The sequence below is a fragment of the Actinotalea ferrariae CF5-4 genome (assembly GCF_000603945.1).
Classification (GTDB): Bacteria; Actinomycetota; Actinomycetes; order Actinomycetales; family Cellulomonadaceae; genus Actinotalea; species Actinotalea ferrariae.
The window spans coordinates 1-18,280 of sequence record NZ_AXCW01000090.1 but is presented as its reverse complement, the minus strand read 5'-3'; the positions used below and the strand labels follow the sequence as shown (position 1 = coordinate 18,280).

Annotated in this window: 12 protein-coding genes; 9 read left to right on the top strand and 3 right to left on the bottom strand. The window is 74.8% G+C overall.

Features of this window, described 5'->3' with window-relative positions; translation table 11 throughout:
- The 7 genes from N866_RS09820 to rsgA form a co-directional block, all read left to right on the top strand.
- On the top strand, window positions 1-313 hold a 313-nt coding region (locus tag N866_RS09820), incomplete at its 5' end, for a DUF998 domain-containing protein (protein WP_155855286.1).
- Window positions 314-404: 91 nt separating this feature from the next.
- Entirely contained in the window at window positions 405-2,510 is a 2,106-nt protein-coding gene (locus tag N866_RS09815) for a PhoX family protein (RefSeq protein WP_081802525.1), read from the top strand.
- Window positions 2,511-2,703: 193 nt separating this feature from the next.
- The gene (locus tag N866_RS09810; RefSeq protein ID WP_081802524.1) at window positions 2,704-4,788 is read left to right on the top strand and encodes a PhoX family protein; all 2,085 of its coding nucleotides are present in this window, start codon (window positions 2,704-2,706) and stop codon (window positions 4,786-4,788) included.
- Window positions 4,789-4,929: 141 nt separating this feature from the next.
- Window positions 4,930-6,015, top strand: a complete 1,086-nt coding sequence (locus N866_RS09805) for a metalloregulator ArsR/SmtB family transcription factor (RefSeq protein ID WP_052022783.1) — start codon at window positions 4,930-4,932, stop codon at window positions 6,013-6,015.
- Window positions 6,016-6,117: 102 nt separating this feature from the next.
- Window positions 6,118-6,555: an arsenate reductase ArsC gene (locus N866_RS09800; protein WP_081802523.1), complete on the top strand. Its 438-nt coding sequence runs from the start codon at window positions 6,118-6,120 to the stop codon at window positions 6,553-6,555.
- 133 nt (window positions 6,556-6,688) lie between these two features.
- Window positions 6,689-7,579 (top strand): phosphotransferase family protein, encoded by an 891-nt coding sequence (locus N866_RS19875; protein WP_052022778.1) that lies wholly within the window; start codon window positions 6,689-6,691, stop codon window positions 7,577-7,579.
- A 279-nt stretch (window positions 7,580-7,858) separates the two neighbouring features.
- On the top strand, window positions 7,859-9,109 hold the full coding sequence (rsgA, locus tag N866_RS09790; RefSeq protein ID WP_245612500.1) for a ribosome small subunit-dependent GTPase A: 1,251 nt from the start codon (window positions 7,859-7,861) through the stop codon (window positions 9,107-9,109).
- Between the two features lie 143 nt (window positions 9,110-9,252).
- On the opposite strand, the gene N866_RS09785 is transcribed toward rsgA, so the two are convergent.
- Window positions 9,253-10,950 carry an LLM class flavin-dependent oxidoreductase gene (locus tag N866_RS09785; RefSeq protein ID WP_034225824.1) on the bottom strand — a complete coding sequence of 566 codons (1,698 nt, stop codon included), beginning with the start codon at window positions 10,948-10,950 and terminating at the stop codon, window positions 9,253-9,255.
- Between the two features lie 188 nt (window positions 10,951-11,138).
- On the opposite strand from N866_RS09785, the gene N866_RS09780 reads away from it, so the two are divergent.
- Complete coding sequence (locus N866_RS09780; RefSeq protein ID WP_034225822.1) at window positions 11,139-11,321, top strand: hypothetical protein; 183 nt, start codon at window positions 11,139-11,141, stop codon at window positions 11,319-11,321.
- A 108-nt stretch (window positions 11,322-11,429) separates the two neighbouring features.
- Here the strand turns inward: N866_RS09780 and N866_RS09775 are convergent, their stop codons facing one another.
- Window positions 11,430-15,047 (bottom strand): glycosyl hydrolase, encoded by a 3,618-nt coding sequence (locus tag N866_RS09775; protein ID WP_081802522.1) that lies wholly within the window; start codon window positions 15,045-15,047, stop codon window positions 11,430-11,432.
- 386 nt (window positions 15,048-15,433) lie between these two features.
- Complete coding sequence (gene secD, locus N866_RS09770; RefSeq protein ID WP_081802521.1) at window positions 15,434-17,809, bottom strand: protein translocase subunit SecD; 2,376 nt, start codon at window positions 17,807-17,809, stop codon at window positions 15,434-15,436.
- Window positions 17,810-17,965: 156 nt separating this feature from the next.
- On the opposite strand from secD, the gene N866_RS09765 reads away from it, so the two are divergent.
- The coding region (locus N866_RS09765) for a cryptochrome/photolyase family protein (RefSeq protein ID WP_216699422.1) at window positions 17,966-18,280 on the top strand (315 nt) is incomplete at its 3' end.

Below are 18,280 nucleotides of genomic sequence, written 5' to 3'. Positions count from 1 at the left end.
CGCCGCGGCCGGGGTGGGCTTCGTCGCGCTGTGCCTCTGGCCGGCGTTCTCCTGGCGCCGGCGTCCCGCGGCCGACGACGACGCCCGGCCGGCCGTCCTGCGCCCCGCCGTCGCGGGCACCGCCGCCGCCGTCCTGACGGGCCTGTTCGCCTGGTTCCTGCTCGAGCTGCAGCAGGTGACGCCGACCGAGGGCGCCCTGACCGGGCTGTCCGAGCGGGTCGTCGCGGGCGCGCAGTCGCTGTGGCCGCTGGTCGTCGTCGTCGGTCTGGCCGCGGCCGGCCGTCGCCGGGGGGCGCGCGGGATGTCCCGCTGACGTTCGGCGCTCCGTCACCTCTCGTTCACCCGGGCGGTCACCTTCGGCTGCCAGGGTCGCGAGGACAGACCTTGCGACATCGGGGGAGACGATGACGACGACGGACGACCGACCTGGCCTCACCGACCACACCGACACCGACGGACGCGGCGGGCGCCGCCGGCGTCTGCTGCCGCTCCTGCCGATGCTGGGGCACACCGCGGGCAAGCGCTCCGCGGTGACGTGCCACCTCAAGTGCGCCGACGCGTGCTTCCACCCCGTGCCCAACACGAGCGACAACCCGACCTTCCGGGAGGTCGCCGACACCGCGCTGTCGCGACGCTCGGTGCTCGTGGGCCTGGCCGCCGGCGCGGGAGCCGTGAGCATCGCCGCGCACGTCGGCGGCGCACCGTCCGCCGTCGCGGCCGGCACGACCGGAGGCCGGCTGCCCTTCCAGCCCATCGCGCCGGTCGGGGCGGCCGTGGACGACCTGGTCGTGCCGGGCGGCTACGTCTGGGCGCCGCTGGTGCGGTGGGGCGACCCCCTGTTCTCCGAGGCCGACCGGTTCGACCCGGCGACGCTGACCGCGGAGCTCCAGGAGCGCCTCCTCGGCTACAACGTCGACTACCTCGACATCCTCGAGGCGCCGAACGGGCGCAGCGGCGTGCTCGTGACGAACCACGAGTACACGAACGAGGACGTCATGCTGCCGCCCGCCACGACCCCCGAGCAGCTCGCCGAGCAGCGGCGCATCGGCATGGCCGCGCACGGGATGTCCGTGGTGGAGCTGACCCGCGGCCGCAAGCGCGAGCCGTGGCAGTACGTCGTCGGCGCGCCGCTGAACCGGCGGATCACGGTGAGCACCCCGATGACGTTCAGCGGTCCGGCCGCCGGCTCGCCGCTGCTGCGGACGCAGGACGACCCGACCGGCACGGTCGTGGTCGGCACGCTCAACAACTGCGCCGGCGGTACGACCCCGTGGGGGACCGTCCTGTCCGGCGAGGAGAACTTCCAGGGCTACTTCCGTGCGCCGGAGACCCCGGAGAACGCCCGGTACGGCATCCGCGACCGTGCGACGACGCGCGGGTGGGAGGACGTGGAGCCCCGCTTCGACGCGCGGACGCCCGGGTACGAGAACGAGCCGAACCGCTTCGGCTGGATCGTCGAGGTCGACCCGTACGACCCGACGTCCACGCCCGTGAAGCACACGATGCTCGGCCGGTTCAAGCACGAGGGCGCCACGGTGCGCATTGCGCCGAGCGGTCACGTCGTCGCGTACATGGGCGACGACGAGCGCTTCGACTACCTCTACAAGTTCGTCTCGCGGGACACGTACCGCAAGGGCGACCAGCACCGCGAGCACAACAAGCGCCTGCTGTCCGCTGGAAGCCTGTACGTGGCGCGCTTCCGCGGCGACTCCCCGGTGGAGGAGATCACCGGCACCGGGGCGCTGCCCTCGGACGGCATGTTCGACGGCACGGGGGAGTGGGTCCCGCTCGTCCTCGACGGCGTGAGCCAGGTGCCGGGCTTCAGCACCGAGGAGGTGCTGGTGCGGACCCGCCTGGCCGCCGATGCCGTCGGTGCCACGAAGATGGACCGCCCCGAGGACGTCGAGCCGAACCCGCGCACGGGCCGCGTGTACGTCGCGTGCACGAACAACAGCGCGCGCGGCACGGGCACGAACGAGGGCGCGACCGAGCCGAACCCGCGCACCCGCAACCGCGACGGTCACGTCATCGAGCTGACCGAGGCGGGCGACGACCCGACCGCGACGGCGTTCGGCTGGCAGATCGTGCTGCTCTGCGGCGACCCCGCGGTCAACGGCTCGACCTACTTCGCCGGGTTCCCGCCGGAGGCGGTCTCGCCGATCTCCTGCCCGGACAACCTCGCCTTCGACGGCGACGGCACCCTGTGGATCTCCACCGACGGCGCCCCGAACGCGATCGGGTACTGCGACGGCCTCTTCAAGGTGCCGCTCGAGGGGCCCGAGCGCGGACGCGTCCAGCAGTTCCTCTCGGTGCCCACCGGCGCGGAGACGTGCGGCCCGGTGATCCGCGAGCAGCAGGACATGGTCTACGTCGCCGTGCAGCACCCGGGCGAGGACGGCAGCTGGGGCGCGCAGCAGTCGCTCTTCCCGGACTACGTCGCCGAGGGGACCGTCACCGCCGACGCGTGGGGCGGCCCGCGCCCGAGCGTCGTTCAGGTCTGGCGCGACTGATCCGGGCGGCTCGAAGAGGGATCGGCACCTCCTGGCCCCGCCTCCGACGGCCGCCTTCCCGGCGGCCGTCGGACCGGCCAGGAGGTGCTGACGTGCGGCGGCCCGCACGGCTCAGTCACGGCCGGCTCTCCGATGGAGTCACATCGCCTCTCACGGTAGCGTCCCCAGCACCTGCCGATCCGAGGGGACGATGATGACCACGACGGATGAACGACCGGGCGACGCCCGGACGAGCAGCACCTCCCGCCGCCTGCTGCCGCTCCTGCCCATGCTCGGGCACACGGCCGGCAAGCGTTCGCCGGTGACCTGCCATCTCAAGTGCGCGGACGCCTGCTTCCACGAGGTGCCCAACCGCAGCGAGAACCCGACGTTCAAGGACGTGGCGGAGACAGCGCTGACCCGCCGTGCGGTCCTGCTCGGCGCGGCCGCCGGAGCCGGCGCCCTGGCGCTCGCGGCCCAGGTCGGCACGGCGGCTCCCGCGTCCGCCGCCGCCCGAGGCGGCCGACTGCCCTTCGTGCCGATCGCGCCCGTCGGGGCGGCGGTCGACGACCTGGTCGTGCCGGGCGGCTACACGTGGGCCCCGATCATCCGGTGGGGCGACCCGCTCTTCTCCGAGGACGACCGGTTCGACCCGACCACGCTCACCGCCGAGCTCCAGGAGCGCATGCTCGGCTACAACGCGGACTACCTGGACATCCTCGAGCACCCCAACGGGCGTAGCGCGGTGCTGGTGAACAACCACGAGTACACCAACGAGGCGATCATGTTCCCCCCGGCGACGACGCCGGAGCAGCTCGCGGAGCAGCGCTGGATCGGGATGGCCGCGCACGGCATGTCCGTCGTCGAGCTGACGCGCGACCGCAAGCGCGAGCCGTGGCGGTACGTCGTCGGCGCTCCCCTGAACCGGAGGATCACCGCCACGACGCCCTTCACGGTGTCCGGGCCGGCGGCCGGTTCGCCGCTGCTGCGGACGCAGGACGACCCGACGGGCACCCTCGTGCTCGGCACCTTCAACAACTGCGCGGGCGGCACCACGCCGTGGGGCACTGTGCTGTCCGGCGAGGAGAACTTCCAGGGCTACTTCCGGGCCGAGGGGACACCGGAGCAGGCGCGCTACGGCCTGCGGCCGGACCCGACCACTCGGGGCTGGGAGGAGGTCGACCCCCGGTTCGACGCCCGCACCCCTGGGTACGAGAACGAGCCGAACCGCTTCGGCTGGATCGTCGAGGTCGACCCCTACGACCCGACGTCCACGCCCGTGAAGCACACGATGCTCGGCCGGTTCAAGCACGAGGGTGCGACGGTGCGTATCGCGGCGAGCGGCCACGTCGTGGCCTACATGGGGGACGACGAGCGGTTCGAGTACCTCTACAAGTTCGTCTCGCGCGACACCTACCGCAAGGGCGACCGGCACCGCGAGCACAACAAGCAGCTCCTCTCCGCCGGCAGCCTGTACGTCGCCCGCTTCCGTGGGGACTCCCCGGTCGAGGAGATCACCGGCACCGGGGCGCTGCCGTCGGACGGCATGTTCGACGGGACAGGGGAGTGGCTCCCGCTCGTCCTCGACGGGGTCAGCCAGGTGCCGGGCTTCACGACGGACGAGGTCCTGGTGCACACGCGGCTCGCGGCGGACGCCGTCGGCGCCACGAAGATGGACCGCCCCGAGGACGTCGAGCCCAACCCCCGCACCGGTCGGGTCTATGTGGCCTGCACGAACAACACGGCGCGCGGCACGGGCACGAACGAGGGCGCGACCGAGCCGAACCCGCGCACCCGCAACCGCAACGGTCACGTCATCGAGCTGACCGAGGCCGGTGACGACCCGACCGGGACCGCGTTCGGCTGGCAGATCCTGCTGCTGTGCGGCGACCCAGCGGCGAACCCGTACACGTACTTCGCCGGGTTCCCGCCCGAGGCCGTGTCGCCCATCTCCTGCCCCGACAACGTGGCCTTCGACGGTGACGGGACGCTGTGGGTCTCGACGGACGGTGCGCCGGGTGCGATCGGGTACTGCGACGGGTTGTTCAAGGTGCCGCTGGAGGGGCCTGAGCGCGGGCGGGTGCAGCAGTTCCTGTCGGTGCCGACCGGTGCGGAGACGTGCGGTCCGGTGATCCGCGAGCAGCAGGACATGGTCTACGTGGCCGTGCAGCACCCGGGCGAGGACGGGACCTGGGGTGCGCAGCAGTCGCTCTTCCCGGACTACGGCGCCGAGGGCACCGTGACCGACGACGCGTGGGGCGGCCCGCGCCCGAGCGTCGTGCAGGTCTGGCGCGACTGATCCGGTAGGTCTCCGCCGAGCGGCCCGGCCGCGCTGCGGTGAGCGACGGCGTCGCCCTGCGACCCGTGTGCCCACCGCAGCGCGGCTTGCCTTTTCGAGGAACATCTAATTAGATGTTGCTGGAAACAGGAGGGGGGCCGCATGAGCGGCAACGCGCAGGGCGAGTCGGCGGCGTCGCACGGGCACGCGATGCCCCGCGACGTGGCGGAGTCCGTCGCCCCGGTCGTGCGCGCGATGGCGGACCCCCTGCGGCTCCAGATCGTCTCGGCCCTCGCGGGCGCCCCGGGCGGCCGGCTCGCCGCGGGCGACGTCGCCTCCCTCACCGAGCTCGCCGCACCGACCGTCTCCCACCACCTGCGCTCGCTGCGCGAGGCCGGCGTCGTCACCGCGGAGCGGCGCGGGACCTGGATCTTCTACTCCCTCGCCCCGGGCATGGACCGCGTGGCGTCGTCGCTGCTGGACGCCCTGGCCCGCGCCGCGTCCGCCCCGCACCCCGCCGACGACGTCGACGAGCCCACGCGGCTCGACGTCGACGCGGCGCTCTCCCACGCCGTCGAGCGCCTCGTGGCCCGCTTCCCGCAGCTCTCGCCGGACGTCGTCCGGCTGGTCGTGCGCGAGTCCGGTACTGCGCTGGCCCGGACCGCCACGGTGACCACCCACCTCCCCGTGCTGGCCGAGCGCTTCGCCGTCCAGCGCCTCGAGGACCTCCTCGCGGCCGCGGCGGCCGAGGGCGCCACGTCCCCGGCCGACGGAGCCGCACCCCGGGAGGCCGACGGCGGCGCGGCACCCGCCCCGGGTGTCCCGACACGGCCACGCGTGCTCTTCGTCTGCACCGCCAACGCCGGCCGCTCCCAGCTCGCCGCCGCGCTGCTGCGGCGCCTGACCGGGGACGCCGTCGTCGTCCGCTCCGCCGGGTCCCTGCCCGCGGCGCGCATCCACGCCACCGTCGAGCCGCTGCTCGCCGAGCTGCTCGGCCCGGAGGCCGAGGAGCCGTTCCCCAAGCCGCTCACCGACGACGCGGTGCGCGCCGCCGACGTCGTCGTGACGATGGGCTGCGGCGACGCGACCCCGGTCCTCGCGGGCAAGCGCTACGAGGACTGGCCCGTCGGCGACCCGGCCATGGCCTCGCCCGACGGCGTCCGCGCCATCCACGACGACCTCGCGGCCCGCGTCGCGGCGCTGGCGGCGGAGCTCCTGCCGGCGGCCCCGACGGGCACGGAGCGCTGACCGGCCCACGGCCACCCGACCCACGTCCCCGACCGACCCGACCGACCTCTGCCTCGACCCGGCCCCGACCACGACCACGACCACGACCACGACCACCAGGAGATTTCCGTGACCACCGACGCCCGCCCGTCCGCCCTGTTCGTCTGCATCCACAACGCCGGCCGCTCGCAGATGGCCGCCGGCTTCCTCACCCACCTGTCCGGCGGGCAGGTCGAGGTGCGCTCCGCCGGCTCGATGCCCGCGGACCAGATCAACCCGACGGCTGTCGAGGCGATGCTCGAGCTCGGCATCGACATCCGCGACCAGAAGCCCAAGGTCCTCACCACCGAGGCCGTCCAGGCGTCCGACGTCGTCATCACGATGGGCTGCGGCGACGTCTGCCCGATCTTCCCGGGCAAGCGCTACGAGGACTGGAAGCTCGACGACCCGGCCGGCCAGGGCATCGAGCCCGTCCGCACCATCCGCGACGACATCCACGGGCGGGTCCTGAACCTGCTCTCCGAGCTGGGCGTCGAGCCGGTCACCACCGTCGGCGCCTGACGCCCGAGGCCCCGCGCGCAGGGGCTGCCCACTCCGTGCCGTGGTGCCGAGACCGTGCCGTGCGCGGCACGGTCTCGGCGTCCGGGCACGGTCTCGGGGTGAGGCACGGCCCGCCGCGTGCGAGGCTGCCGACATGGGGGACGGCAGGCTCGACGCCCGCGGCTGGGCGGCGGCGGCCTGGCCTGACGACGACTGGTCGCGCGCCCGCGTCGAGCACGGGGCCTTCCACGAGGTGCTGGTGCTGCCGACCGGCCCCGTCGCCCGTCTGACCGACGGCCGCGGGCACCGCGAGCGGACGCAGCGCGAGGCCGCGGTGACGTCCGTCGTCGCCGGTCTCGACCTGGGCGTGCCGGTGCCGACGCCCCTGTCCGAGCCCGTCACCGCCGACGGCGTCACCGGCGTCCTGGTGTCCCGGGTCGCCGGCGAGCCCCGATCGGCCTCGCACTGGTCGGACGTGCGCCACGGGATGGTCCAGCTCCTCGACCGGCTCCGCGCCGTGCACCGCGACGGGGCCACGGCAGCGCTCCCGCCGGTCCGCTCCTGGTGCGGTGGCGCCTCCTGGCCCGCCCTGGTCCGTGAGCAGCTCGCCCCGCGGCTGCCGCCGTCCGCGCGGTCGACGGCGGCCCGCGTCGTCGCCGACGTGCTCGAGGCGGAGGCCGAGGCCGACGCGTGCCTCGTCCACGGTGACCTCGGACTGCACAACGTCCTCTGGCCCGACGCGGGAGACGACGCCGGGCTCACCGGCCTCATCGACGTCGACCACGCCGCCTGGGCCGACCCGGCCGTCGACGTCGCGCCGCTCGTCGGGGCGTTCGGCGTGCAGCAGCTCGCGGCCGACGTCGAGCCGGACCTGCTGCACCGGGCCATGGTCCACCGGGCCACGCTGTCGTTGCAGGTGGCCGCTGCCGCGGAGCTGGCCGGTCGGACGGCGTTGCGGGACCACGCGCTGGCCACCGTCGCCCGGCGGGTCGCCGAGGGGACCCTGTACGAACCGCACGGACTCCGGCCGCACCGCCGGCCCTGAACGGGCGTCGACCCGAACGGTTCCCGCTGTCCGGCGGCAGCCCGGTCGTGAGCCGTAGCCCCCTCGGGCGGCCCCCGATCGTCGGCCCTCGCGGCGGGCCCACGGAAATGCGGTGCGGCGGGCGAGGTGGGCGGTCTACCGTCGAGGTGCGGGCCCATCGGGCTCGACCATCGTCCGGACCGAGGGGAGGTGCGCCATGAGCGTCGTCGACGTCGCCGTGCCCACCACCACCTCGCCCCGCGGGACCTGACGCCGCGGGGCCCCTCGAAGGGTCCTCCGTTGTCCTCAGCATCACCCCGCCCGTCCCGTCCCTCCTCGACCTCGCCCGCGTCGTCGTCGTCGCCGTCCGCGGCCGGCACGCCGGGCCCCGCGCTCCTGGCGCTTCCAGCCGGGGCTCCGGACATCCCACCCTCGGCCGACCCGCTCGTCCCGCTCGGCTGGGACGAGTCCTGGCGGCAGACCTGGGCCGACCTCCTCGCCGACGCACCCACCGGTGCGGTTCCCGGCCGCGTCGCCCGCTCCGGGCGCGGCCGCTGCGACGTCCTGGTCGCGACCCACGACGGCGCCGTGTCCGTCGCGCCCGACGACGGCGTCGTGACCGTCACGGCCGCCTGGGCGCCGGCGCTCGAGCGCGCCGTCGCGGCCGATCCCGTCCAGGTCCCCGCAGCGGGGGACTGGGTCGTCGTCGTGCCGGTCGCCGGCGCTCGCACGGGGGCCGTCGAGCGCGTGCTGCCCCGACGCACCGCGGTCGTCCGGGCCCAGGTCGCGCGGGGCTCCTCCTACGGCCAGGTGCTCGCCGCGAACGCCGACGTGGTCGCCGTCGCCGAGGGCATGGCGCCCGACGTCGACCTGGCCCGCATCGAGCGGCTCCTCGCTCTCGCGTGGTCCTCGGGCGCCGAGCCGTACGTCGTCCTGACGAAGGCGGACCTGCCTGCGGAGCCCGACGTCCTCGCGGCCGAGGTCGCCGAGGTCGCGCCCGGCGCCCCGGTGCTCGCCGTCTCGGCGCTGACCGGCGCCGGGCTCGAGCCGCTGCGCGACCGGTTGCGCGGCGGCGCCACGGTCGCCCTGGTCGGGGCGTCGGGGGCGGGCAAGAGCACGCTGCTCAACGCCCTCGTCGGCGGCGACGTCATGAGCACCCGCGCCCTGCGGGTCGACGGCAAGGGCCGGCACACCACGGTGACACGCGAGCTGCACCTGGTCCCCGGTGGGGGTGCCGTCCTCGACACCCCGGGTCTGCGCACCATCGGCCTCGCGGGTGAGGAGGCGCTCGATGACGTCTTCGCCGAGATCGAGGACCTCGCGAGCCGCTGCCGGTTCGCCGACTGCGCTCACCGCACCGAGCCCGGCTGCGCGGTCCTTGCGGCCGTCGAGGACGGGACGCTCCCGCAGCGCCGGCTCGACAGCCACCGCAAGCTCCTGCGGGAGCTCGAGCACCAGGCGGCGCGGGTCGACAGCCGGTTGCGCGCCGAGCTCACCGGCCGGGCCAGGGTGCAGCAGCGCGCCTACCGGAGGTATCCCCTGCGCCCGTGACCCCGCTCGTGGCAAGCACCTGTGGGAAGGGTTGGTGGCTTCAGGGGCGACCAGGTCTTCACGCAGTGCCCGGTCGGGCGGGGTGCGACCTCGCGGGGGCGGGCGGCGGACCAGCGGCGGGGACCAGGGGCGGGCGGCCGGTCTCAGACCTGGCCGGGCGCCATGCCGAAGCGGGCGAGCGGCTCGATCAGCTCGCGCTCCTCGTAGGACAGGTGCGACAGCAGCACGTCCGTGAGGAGGTCGACGGCCTCGCGCAGCACCGCGGCGCCGTCGTCGTCGGAGACGAAGCGCACGAGCGCGGCGTCGACGTCCTCCAGGACGTGGTGGATGTCGACGTGCTCGGCCTGGAGGCGGTCGACGACGGGCTCGAGGCCCGGCTCCACCCGGCGCAGGTACGGCAGGATGCTCCGGTCCTCGAGCGTGTGGTGGCCCGTCACGGTGCGGCAGTACGTCGCGCAGTAGGCGCCGAGCACCCAGGCGTTCTGCCGCAGGGTCATCGCGTTGATCGCCGACCGCGCGGACCCCGCGTCGAGCGCACCGTCGAGCACCTGCTCGGTGACCCGGCGCAGCTCGGTGAGCTCCGAGCGCAGGTGGTCGTGGACGTCCACCAGGTGCTGGGCGACCGCCCGGCCGTTCGGTGAGTGCGTCGTGCCGGGCGGGGGCGGCGGGGCGGTCGGGCGGTCGTCCTCCCGCCACACGCTGCGGGAGGCGTGCCGGACGCCGTCGTCGGGCGTGGGCGTCACCCCGGGCACGGCCTTCGCCGCCGACGGCGCCGTCACCTCGGTCGCCTCCGTCGCACGTGCGGGTGACGGCGCGGCGTCGTTGATCCGCGCCGTCACCCCGGCGTGGCCCGACGAGCGCAGCGGCTCGGCCGGGGCGGCCGCGCCGCCCGGGGCGTCATCGGAGTGGTTCCCGGTGTGCGTGCGACCGGCGGGACCGGGCTCCACGATCCCCGCCCGGGCACGCTCGGCGCGGGCCGCCGCGACCGCGTCGCGGACCGCCGGGGCGACCTCCCGGCCGAGGCGGGCCAGGGGGCGCGGGTCGTCGCCCATGGCGATGAAGCCCGAGACGCCGTGCTCGAGCGCGAGGCGGGTGAGCACCTCGACGTCGAGCTCGGCCGGCGTGATGTTGAGCAGCCGGCGGACGGCGCCCGGGTCGCGTCCGGCGGCCGTCGCGGCCGCGTCGATGACGGCGTTGCCCCGGTCGAGGTCCTCGAACGAGCGCAGGTAGGGCAGCGAAGGGAGCCAGCCGTCGGCCCGGGACCCGACCAGGCGCAGCATCCGGGGCTTGTACGCGCCGACCCAGATCGGGATGTCGTGCGCGGGCGCCGGGCCGCGCTTGGCCCCGCGCACCCGGTGGTGCGTGCCCTCGACCCGCAGGGCCGCGCGCTCGCCGGTCGCCCAGATGCCGCGGACGATCTCCAGCGCCTCCTGCAGCGCGTCCACCGACTCGCCGGGCGTGAGCCGCGTCCCGCCCATCGCCTCGATCGCGTCCCAGAACCCGCCGGCCCCGAGCCCGAGCGCGACCCGGCCGCCCGACAGCAGGTCCAGGCTCGCCGCGGACCGCGCGAGGACCGCGGGCTGCCGCAGCGGCAGGTTGAGGACGTTGCCCGCGAGGTGGATGCGCTCGGTGCGCGCCGCGACCCAGGTCAGCAGCGTCCAGGTGTCGAGGAAGCCCGCCTGGTAGGGGTGGTCCTGGAACGTCACCAGGTCCAGACCCGCCTCCTCCGAGGCGACGGCGAGCCGGACGACGGCGTCCGGGTCCTGCGCCGTCGGCGTGACGAACGAGCCGAACAGCAGGTCGTGCCCGTAGTCCCTGGGGCGGGTGCCGTGGTCGTTCATGCGGGGCTCCTCGGGGTGGCGTGCTCGTCGAGGTGAGCGCCCACCGTCCCCGCGATGTTCCCGCGCGCCCGGCCCTCCTCGATCTTGTGGGCGTCTGTGCCACGGGCTAGCGTCGCGTGACATCGCACGGTGGCGGTGCTCGCCCGCGGCGATCGCCGCGGCACCGTCGGCCGGAGGGGGGATCTGGCATGGACAAGCAGACTCGGGACTTCGCGCTCGCGGCCCTCGGACTCGCCATCGTGCTGTTCGGGGCGCTCGTGGGCGGGGGTGTGCCCGTCGCCGCCGTCGGCGTCGTGGTGTTCGTCGCGTTCGGGATCTCCGCGGTGGTGCGGTGCGCCGGCGCCGGCGCCGGAGCGCTGCGCGGTCGCTGACCGCGCGCGAGAACGGGGAAGGTCCGTGGCGCCCTGCACCACGGACCTTCCCCGTTCCATCTCGGGTCGGTTCAGTGAGCCGTCACCGCCCGGTGACGGCTCCCGGGCTCACCGGGTCGTCGCCGACACCGTGAGCCAGGCACCGACGCCGACGTCGCTGACCGCGGCGACCCGCACGAGGTGCGACGTCTTCCCCGCCAGCCCCGTGATCCGCGCCCCCGGCTCGGCGCTGACGCCGTCGTCGACGACGGTCCACGTCGTGCCGTCCGCGGAGACCTCGACGACGTAGTCGGTGACAGGCGAGTGGCCGGCGTCCCGCGGGGCGATCCAGCTCAGCTGGACGTTCCGACCCTGCACCTTCGCGGTGAGGGCCTGGGGGGCCGACGGCGCCGCCCAGGTCGTCGCGGCCACGCGGGCGGAGAAGGTCCCCAGCCCGGCGTCCGAGACCGCGCGGACGCGGACCTCGTACTGCGTGCCCGGCGTCAGACCCGTGATCCGGGCGCCGGTGGTGGCGGTGACCGGGTCGAGGAACCGGGTCCACGTGGTGTCACCCGCGGTGCGGTACTGCACCCGGTAGTCGGTCACCTCGTGCGTCCCGGCGTCCGACGGCGCCTCCCACGCGACGTCCAGCGCCGTGCCGCTCGACGCGGTGACGAAGACCTCGCCGGGTGCGCCGGGCGCCACGGGCTCCGGCTCGGGATCCACGGGGTCCGTCGGGTCGGTCGGGTCCGTCGGGTCGGTCGGGTCGGTCCCGCCGTCGAGCGTGAGCCCGCCGAACGGCACCCGGACGACGGAGGTCGCGAGGTCCACCAGGGACTCGCCGGTGCCGAGGACGTTCCAGAGCTCGACCTTGATCGAGCCACCGGTCATCGCCCCGAGCGCGCCCTCGGAGGACTCGACGGGACGGTTGGCCGACGTGTACCGCTCGAAACCCGGCACCGGGTCCGTCGCGAAGTAGCCGTGGCTCTCCACCCGGTCCCACGTGCCGTCGCCGGTGAGGTCGTACGACACGCGGAACCGCGTGCCGTTGCCGACCGCGGTACCCGCGTCGATGCCGATGTCGAACGCGGTGCGCAGACCACCGAAGGTCCCGCTGACGCCGTCGGCCTGGAGGACCAGCCCGGTGGCGGGGTCGCCGACGGCGTCCATGCCGACGCGCGGGCCCAGCGTGGCCGTCTGGGCCGTGCCCGGCTCGGTCGCCAGGCCGTCGGGCGTCAGGTGGAGCTCGGTGGCCGCGGGAGCCGGGGGCTCCGTCGGGTCGGTCGGGTCGCCGGGCTCCTCGGTGCCTCCCGGCGCGCCGCCGCCGCTCCAGGTGTGCGCACCGGTCGTCACCGTCTGCCCGACGGGCACGTCCAGGACGGTGCCGTCGGAGAAGGTGACCGTCAGCGGCGCCTGGGTGACGTTGGCCGCGACATAGGTGCGCGCCCCGGCGTCGGAGAACACGGCGGCGTTGACGTGGTCGGCGGTCACGGTCGCGTCGACCCTCCCCAGGGCGGCCAGGTTCGCGATCCAGTGGTACGTGTGCGCCCGGCTCTCGCCCTCCTCGACCGGGTACTCGCGGTCCGCGTCGAGCTCGCCGAGGGCACGGTCGGCGTCGCCCAGGGCGAGGTACGACCACAGGATGTCCTGCCAGACCGACGGGTTGCCGCGGTTGACCGCGACCATCTCGTCGTAGTTCTCCACGACGTCGTCGGGCCGCAGCCCGAGGTAGAGGTGACCGCCGGTGATGGGCAAGGTGTTGATCCCCTGGATCATCTCGGCCTCGCCGCTGAACCAGGTGGCGTAGGCGCCGCCGGAGCCCCAGATCATGCCGACCGTCGAGTGGCCGAACGCGTCCGGCATGGCCCCCGACTCGTCGAACCAGTACTGCTGGATCGCCGCCGTCTGCGTCGCGTAGAGGTAGATGCCGGCGTCACGGGCGGCGGTGTCCCCGGTCGCGACGCCCCACTGGATGAGACCGTTGGCGAAGTTCTGGCCCTCGGAGCTGGACTCCTGGTTGTTGCCGTTGACGAAGGCGCCGTGGCCGGACGCCCAGTCGTGGCCCGCGTAGATGTCGACGTCGCGCAGGTAGGGGTAGCGCGTCTCGGCGCGGTCGAAGCCGTTCGCGTCGGCGATGAGCTCGTCGACCATGCCGCCGTACGCCTCGTCGGCCGCCCACTCGGGGTTGAACCGGGCCAGCGTCGCCGCCGCCACGAGGAAGTACCCGTAGTGGAAGTGGTGGTCGTTGAGCTCCTTGTCCGAGCCGTAGGAGCCGGGGAACCCGACGAGCGTGCCCCAGTTCTCGTTGTAGGCGAAGACCTGCTCGGTCTTGCCCGGGGTCGCGGTGAACCAGTCCGTGAGGACGTCCTCGATCTGGGCGAGGGCGGTGTCGCGGACGGCGGTCCGGTCGAGCTGGTCCGCGATCTCCACGATCCGCACCGCGCGGCCGAGGGCCTTGCCGACCCAGTAGGTGTCCGCGGCGTCACCGAGCGCCAGCGGGTCGGCGGCCAGCTGGTCCACCAGGACGTCGAGGCGGGCGTTCGCGTCGCCGTCGGCGGTCGCGACCGAGGGCACCTCCGGGAGCACGCCGGTGAAGGGCGTCTCCGTGGTGAACGAGGTCGCGCCGACGAGGGCGGTCATCATCCCGCGCGGGGACACGTAGTCCCGGCCCGCGGGCTCGCCCGCTCCCGGCCCGTCGCCGGTGGTCCCGGCGAGGTACGCGCTCTGGTGCGGGTAGAGCGCCAGGACCGTGCCGGCGTTCGCGCCCTCGCGGACGGCGGTCTCGACGGAGTACGTCGTCCGCACGACGCTCGCCTCCTCGTCGTAGACGTAGTCGGCGCGGGTGCCGGTCACCTGCGCGTAGGCGTACGGCGCATAGGCGTCGGCGAGCGCGGTGCGCGCGGCGTCGTCGTCGGCCGGGGTGGTCGGCAGGGTGGCGAGCGAGAGGTAGCCCAGGCCGGCCAGGTCGCTGGTGAGCGTCGTGCCGGTGACCGACCACGTGGCGCCGGTCGGGGCGAAGGCGACGTAGTCGGCGCCGCCGGCGCTGAAGCCGATGCGCTCGCCGTCGTCGAGCCAGACGCGCGCGCCGGCGTCGGCGGTGAGGACGGCGTCACCGCCGGTGATCTCGAACCACGTGAAGGGCAAGCCGTGGCCGATGGTGGCGGTCATCGACCGGGTGCCGTCGCTCCACGACGGGCTGACGGTCCAGTCGGTCCAGTCCGCGACCTCGACGACGGGGGCGGTCATGCCGCTCACCCCGACGGCGACGTCCTCCTCGTACGGGAAGTGGAACTCGCCGATCCCGCCGGGGGTGCCGTACATCCGCGGCTCGAGCGTGTGCGACAGGCCCAGGCCGTCGAGCTGCGGCTGGTACGACACCGGGTGCGCGTGCAGGGGTGCGCTCGTGGTGCAGCTGGCGTTCGGGTGCTTGAAGAGCAGCGAGGACCACCAGTCGTTCGTCGGGACGGCACCCGCGGGGGCGGAGTCCGTCGCGAACGCGCGGGCGTCGGTGGCCAGCGGCCCGCAGCCGGCGGGTGCGGGGCCGACCTGGTCGGTGGTGTAGCTGCCGGCGCCGACGGGAACCGTCCCGGCCTGTGCGGTCGTGGCCGTCGCGCCGACGCCCGACAGGGCGAGCACCACCGTGGTGAGCGCCGCGACACGTCGTCGCCGGTCCTGCCGTGCGGAGGGGTGCCCGGCGGTCCGGGGCTGCGGGGGCACCGTGCGGGTGCCGGGCGGAGGGGTCTTCATGGCCTTGCCTCTCGGGTGAGCCGGGCGGGACCCGGGCTCCCTGTCGCGCCGGCACCGTCGTCGCTGACGGGGTCGACTCGCGCCTCTGCGGTGGCCATCATCGGCCACCCTCCAGAGAGCGCTCTCCGATCACCGTTGCAGCCGAACGGGTGACAGATCAAGGCTCACGTGAGACCGGTCTCACATTCTGAGCAGCGGCTGTCCGACTTGTCCGCCCGCGTCCGAACTGGGTCGAACGGGTGACGGCCGACGCGCCGGCCCGGCCCCGCCCCCCGCGCCCCGGGGGGCGCGAGAACGGGGAAGGTCCGTGGCGCCAGGCACCACGGACCTTCCCCGTTCTGTGTTCGGCGGCCGGCGTGGCCGCGCCGGCGGTTCGCCGGGGGGGCTCAGACGACGGCGCCGTCCGTCCTCGCGCCGGGGGCCGGCTTCTTCTCCTCCTTGATGCGCGGCCGCGACGGCCACCGCCGCTGCAGCGCCACCGTGAGAGGCACCGCCATGGAGATGGTCGACGCCGTGCCGACGACGATGCCGAGGACGAGCGCGAGGGCGAAGTCGCGCAGCGAGGACCCGCCGAGGAACAGCAGCGCGAGCAGCACGAAGAGCGTGCTCGCCCCGGTGTTGACCGTCCGCGGGAGCGTCTGGAGCACCGCGGACCCCGCGAGCCGGTGGAAGGGCTCGTCCGGCTTGGCGCGCCACATCTCGCGGATCCGGTCGAACACGACCACGGAGTCGTTGACCGAGTACCCGATGATCGTCAGCAGGGCGGCCAGGAAGACGCCGTCGAGCGGCTTGCCGAGCCACGCGAAGGCGCCCAGCACGACGACGACGTTCGTCGCGAGGGCCGCGACGGCGCCCGCGGAGAACGTCCAGTGGAACCGGAACGCGAGGTAGAGCAGCTGGGCCGCGAGCGCGATGCCGAGCGCGATGAGCGCGTTGCGCCGCAGCTCGTCGCCGAGGGTCGGGCCGATGAGCTCGTCGCTCACCACCGTGGCCCCGCCGGAGATCTCACCGATCGCGTCGCGGATCTGCTGCTGCTGGCGGTCGTCGATCGGGCTGGTGCGCACGGCGATGCCGCCGTCGCCCGCCTCCTGGACCACGGCTCCGGGGAAGCCCGCCGCGGCCACGGCCTCACGGGCGTCGTCGGCCGAGACCTCCTCGGCCACCTCGTACTGGATGCTGCGCCCGCCGGTGAACTCGACCCCGAGGTCGACGCCCCGGACGGCCAGCCCGAGCCCGGCGAGGAGGACGAGCGCCATCGAGCCGGCGAGCCAGGCCCGCGGGTGGTCGAGGAACTTCGGGTCCATCGCGGTGAGCCGCTCGCGCAGCCTGCCGAGCGTCTCGATGCCGGTGATGCCGGGCTTGCGCTGGACCGCGCCGATCCGCGCCGCGGTCTCGGCGAGCACCCGGGTGATGACCAGCGCCGAGAAGAACGACGCGAGGACACCGACGGTGAGCGTGACGCCGAACCCGCGCACGGGCCCCGACGCCAGGAAGAAGAGCAGTCCGGCGGAGATGAGCGTCGTGACGTTCGAGTCCGCGATCGCCGGGAACGCCCGACGGAAGCCCTCGCGGACCGCCATCGGCAGCGAGCGGCTGCGCGTCGCACGCTCCTCGCGGGCGCGCTCGTAGATCAGGACGTTCGCGTCGACGGCCATGCCGACCGCCAGCACGAAGCCCGCGAGGCCGGGCAGGGTGATCGTGGCGCCGAGCCCGATGAGGGCGGCGTAGGCGATGACGGCGTAGCCGGCGAGGGCGATGACGGCCAGCAGGCCCATGAGCCGGTAGGCGGCGACGAGGAAGACGCCCGTCACGGCGACGCCGAGGAGGATCGCCTGGATGCTCGCGTCGATGGCCGCGGCACCCAGGCTCGGGCCGACGGTCCGCTGCTCGATGACCTCGACCGGGACGGGCAGCGCGCCACCCTGGATGACGGCGGCCAGCTCCCGCGAGGAGGCCTGGTCGAAGCCGCCGGTGATGTCCGTCTGGCCGCCCGTGATGCCCGCGGGGCACGGGACGGAGGAGGTCACCTCGGGGGCGGTGATGATGCCGCCGTCGAGGACGATCGCCACGCGGCGCGTCGGGTCGCCCAGGGGGGCGCACGCGGCGTCCCCGGTCAGTGACGCCCACCCGCGGCCGCCCTCGTCCGTGAACTCCACCGTGACGTACCAGCCGCGGCCGGACTGGGTGTCGAGCGTGTTGTTCGCGCCGGTGACCGCCTCACCGGTGAGCTCCGCGGGACCGAGCCGCAGCGGGATCCCCGAGGTGTCGGTGAGCGTCACCTCCTGCGTGACGTCCACGTCCGGGAGGGGCGGCGCGTCCGTCGCGTCCTCGGTGCCCTCGGCCCCGGGCTCCGGGCTGCCCACCGGGAGGTCCGCCGGGTCCCCGAGCCCGAGCACCGGGTGGAAGGACAGCTGCGCGGTGCGGCCGATGACCTCGACCGCCTCGGCCGGGTCCTGCAGGCCGGGGAGCTCGACGATGATGCGCCGCTCGCCCGAGCGGACGATCGTGGGCTCGGCGACGCCGAGCGCGTCGACGCGGCGGCGGAGCACCTCCAGCGCCCGGTCGGTCGACTCGGCATCCGCCACGACGGTGGGCCCGTCCTGGGCCTCGAGGACGATCTGCGTGCCGCCGCGCAGGTCCAGGCCGAGCGTCGGCGACTGCGTCAGGACGACCACCACCGCCCCGACGAGCACGGCGAGCGACAGGAGCGCTCGGACCACGAGCGGCCGACGCTGACCCGACGGCGAGGCAAGGCTGGACATGCGGACTCCGGGTGGTGAGAGGGGTGGCGCCGCGTCAGGCTACCGGGGCGTGCTGCCCCCGCCCGAACACGATGGTCCCGTGCGCGGCCCGGAGGCGCCTGAGAGCACCCCCGACGACGACGGCGCCCGCCGCGGCCGCCCGTCATGCTGGGCGACATGACGGGCGGCGGGACGGGCGGCGGGACGGTGCGCTGGCTCTTCGCCGACCAGCTCGGCCCCCACTTCACCGACGACCTCGACGACGGCGCACCCGTCCTCCTCGTCGAGTCCCTCGACGTCTTCCGCCGCCGCCGGTTCCACCGCCGCAAGGCGCACCTCGTCCTGTCCGCCCTGCGCCACCGGGCCGCGGAGCTGGGGGACCGCGCCGTCGTCGTGCGCGCGGGGACCTACCGGGAGGCGCTGGACCGGCTGCCCGACCTGCTCGCCGGGCGCGGCCTGCCCTCGCCGGACGGCGGCGCGGGCCCGCCGTCG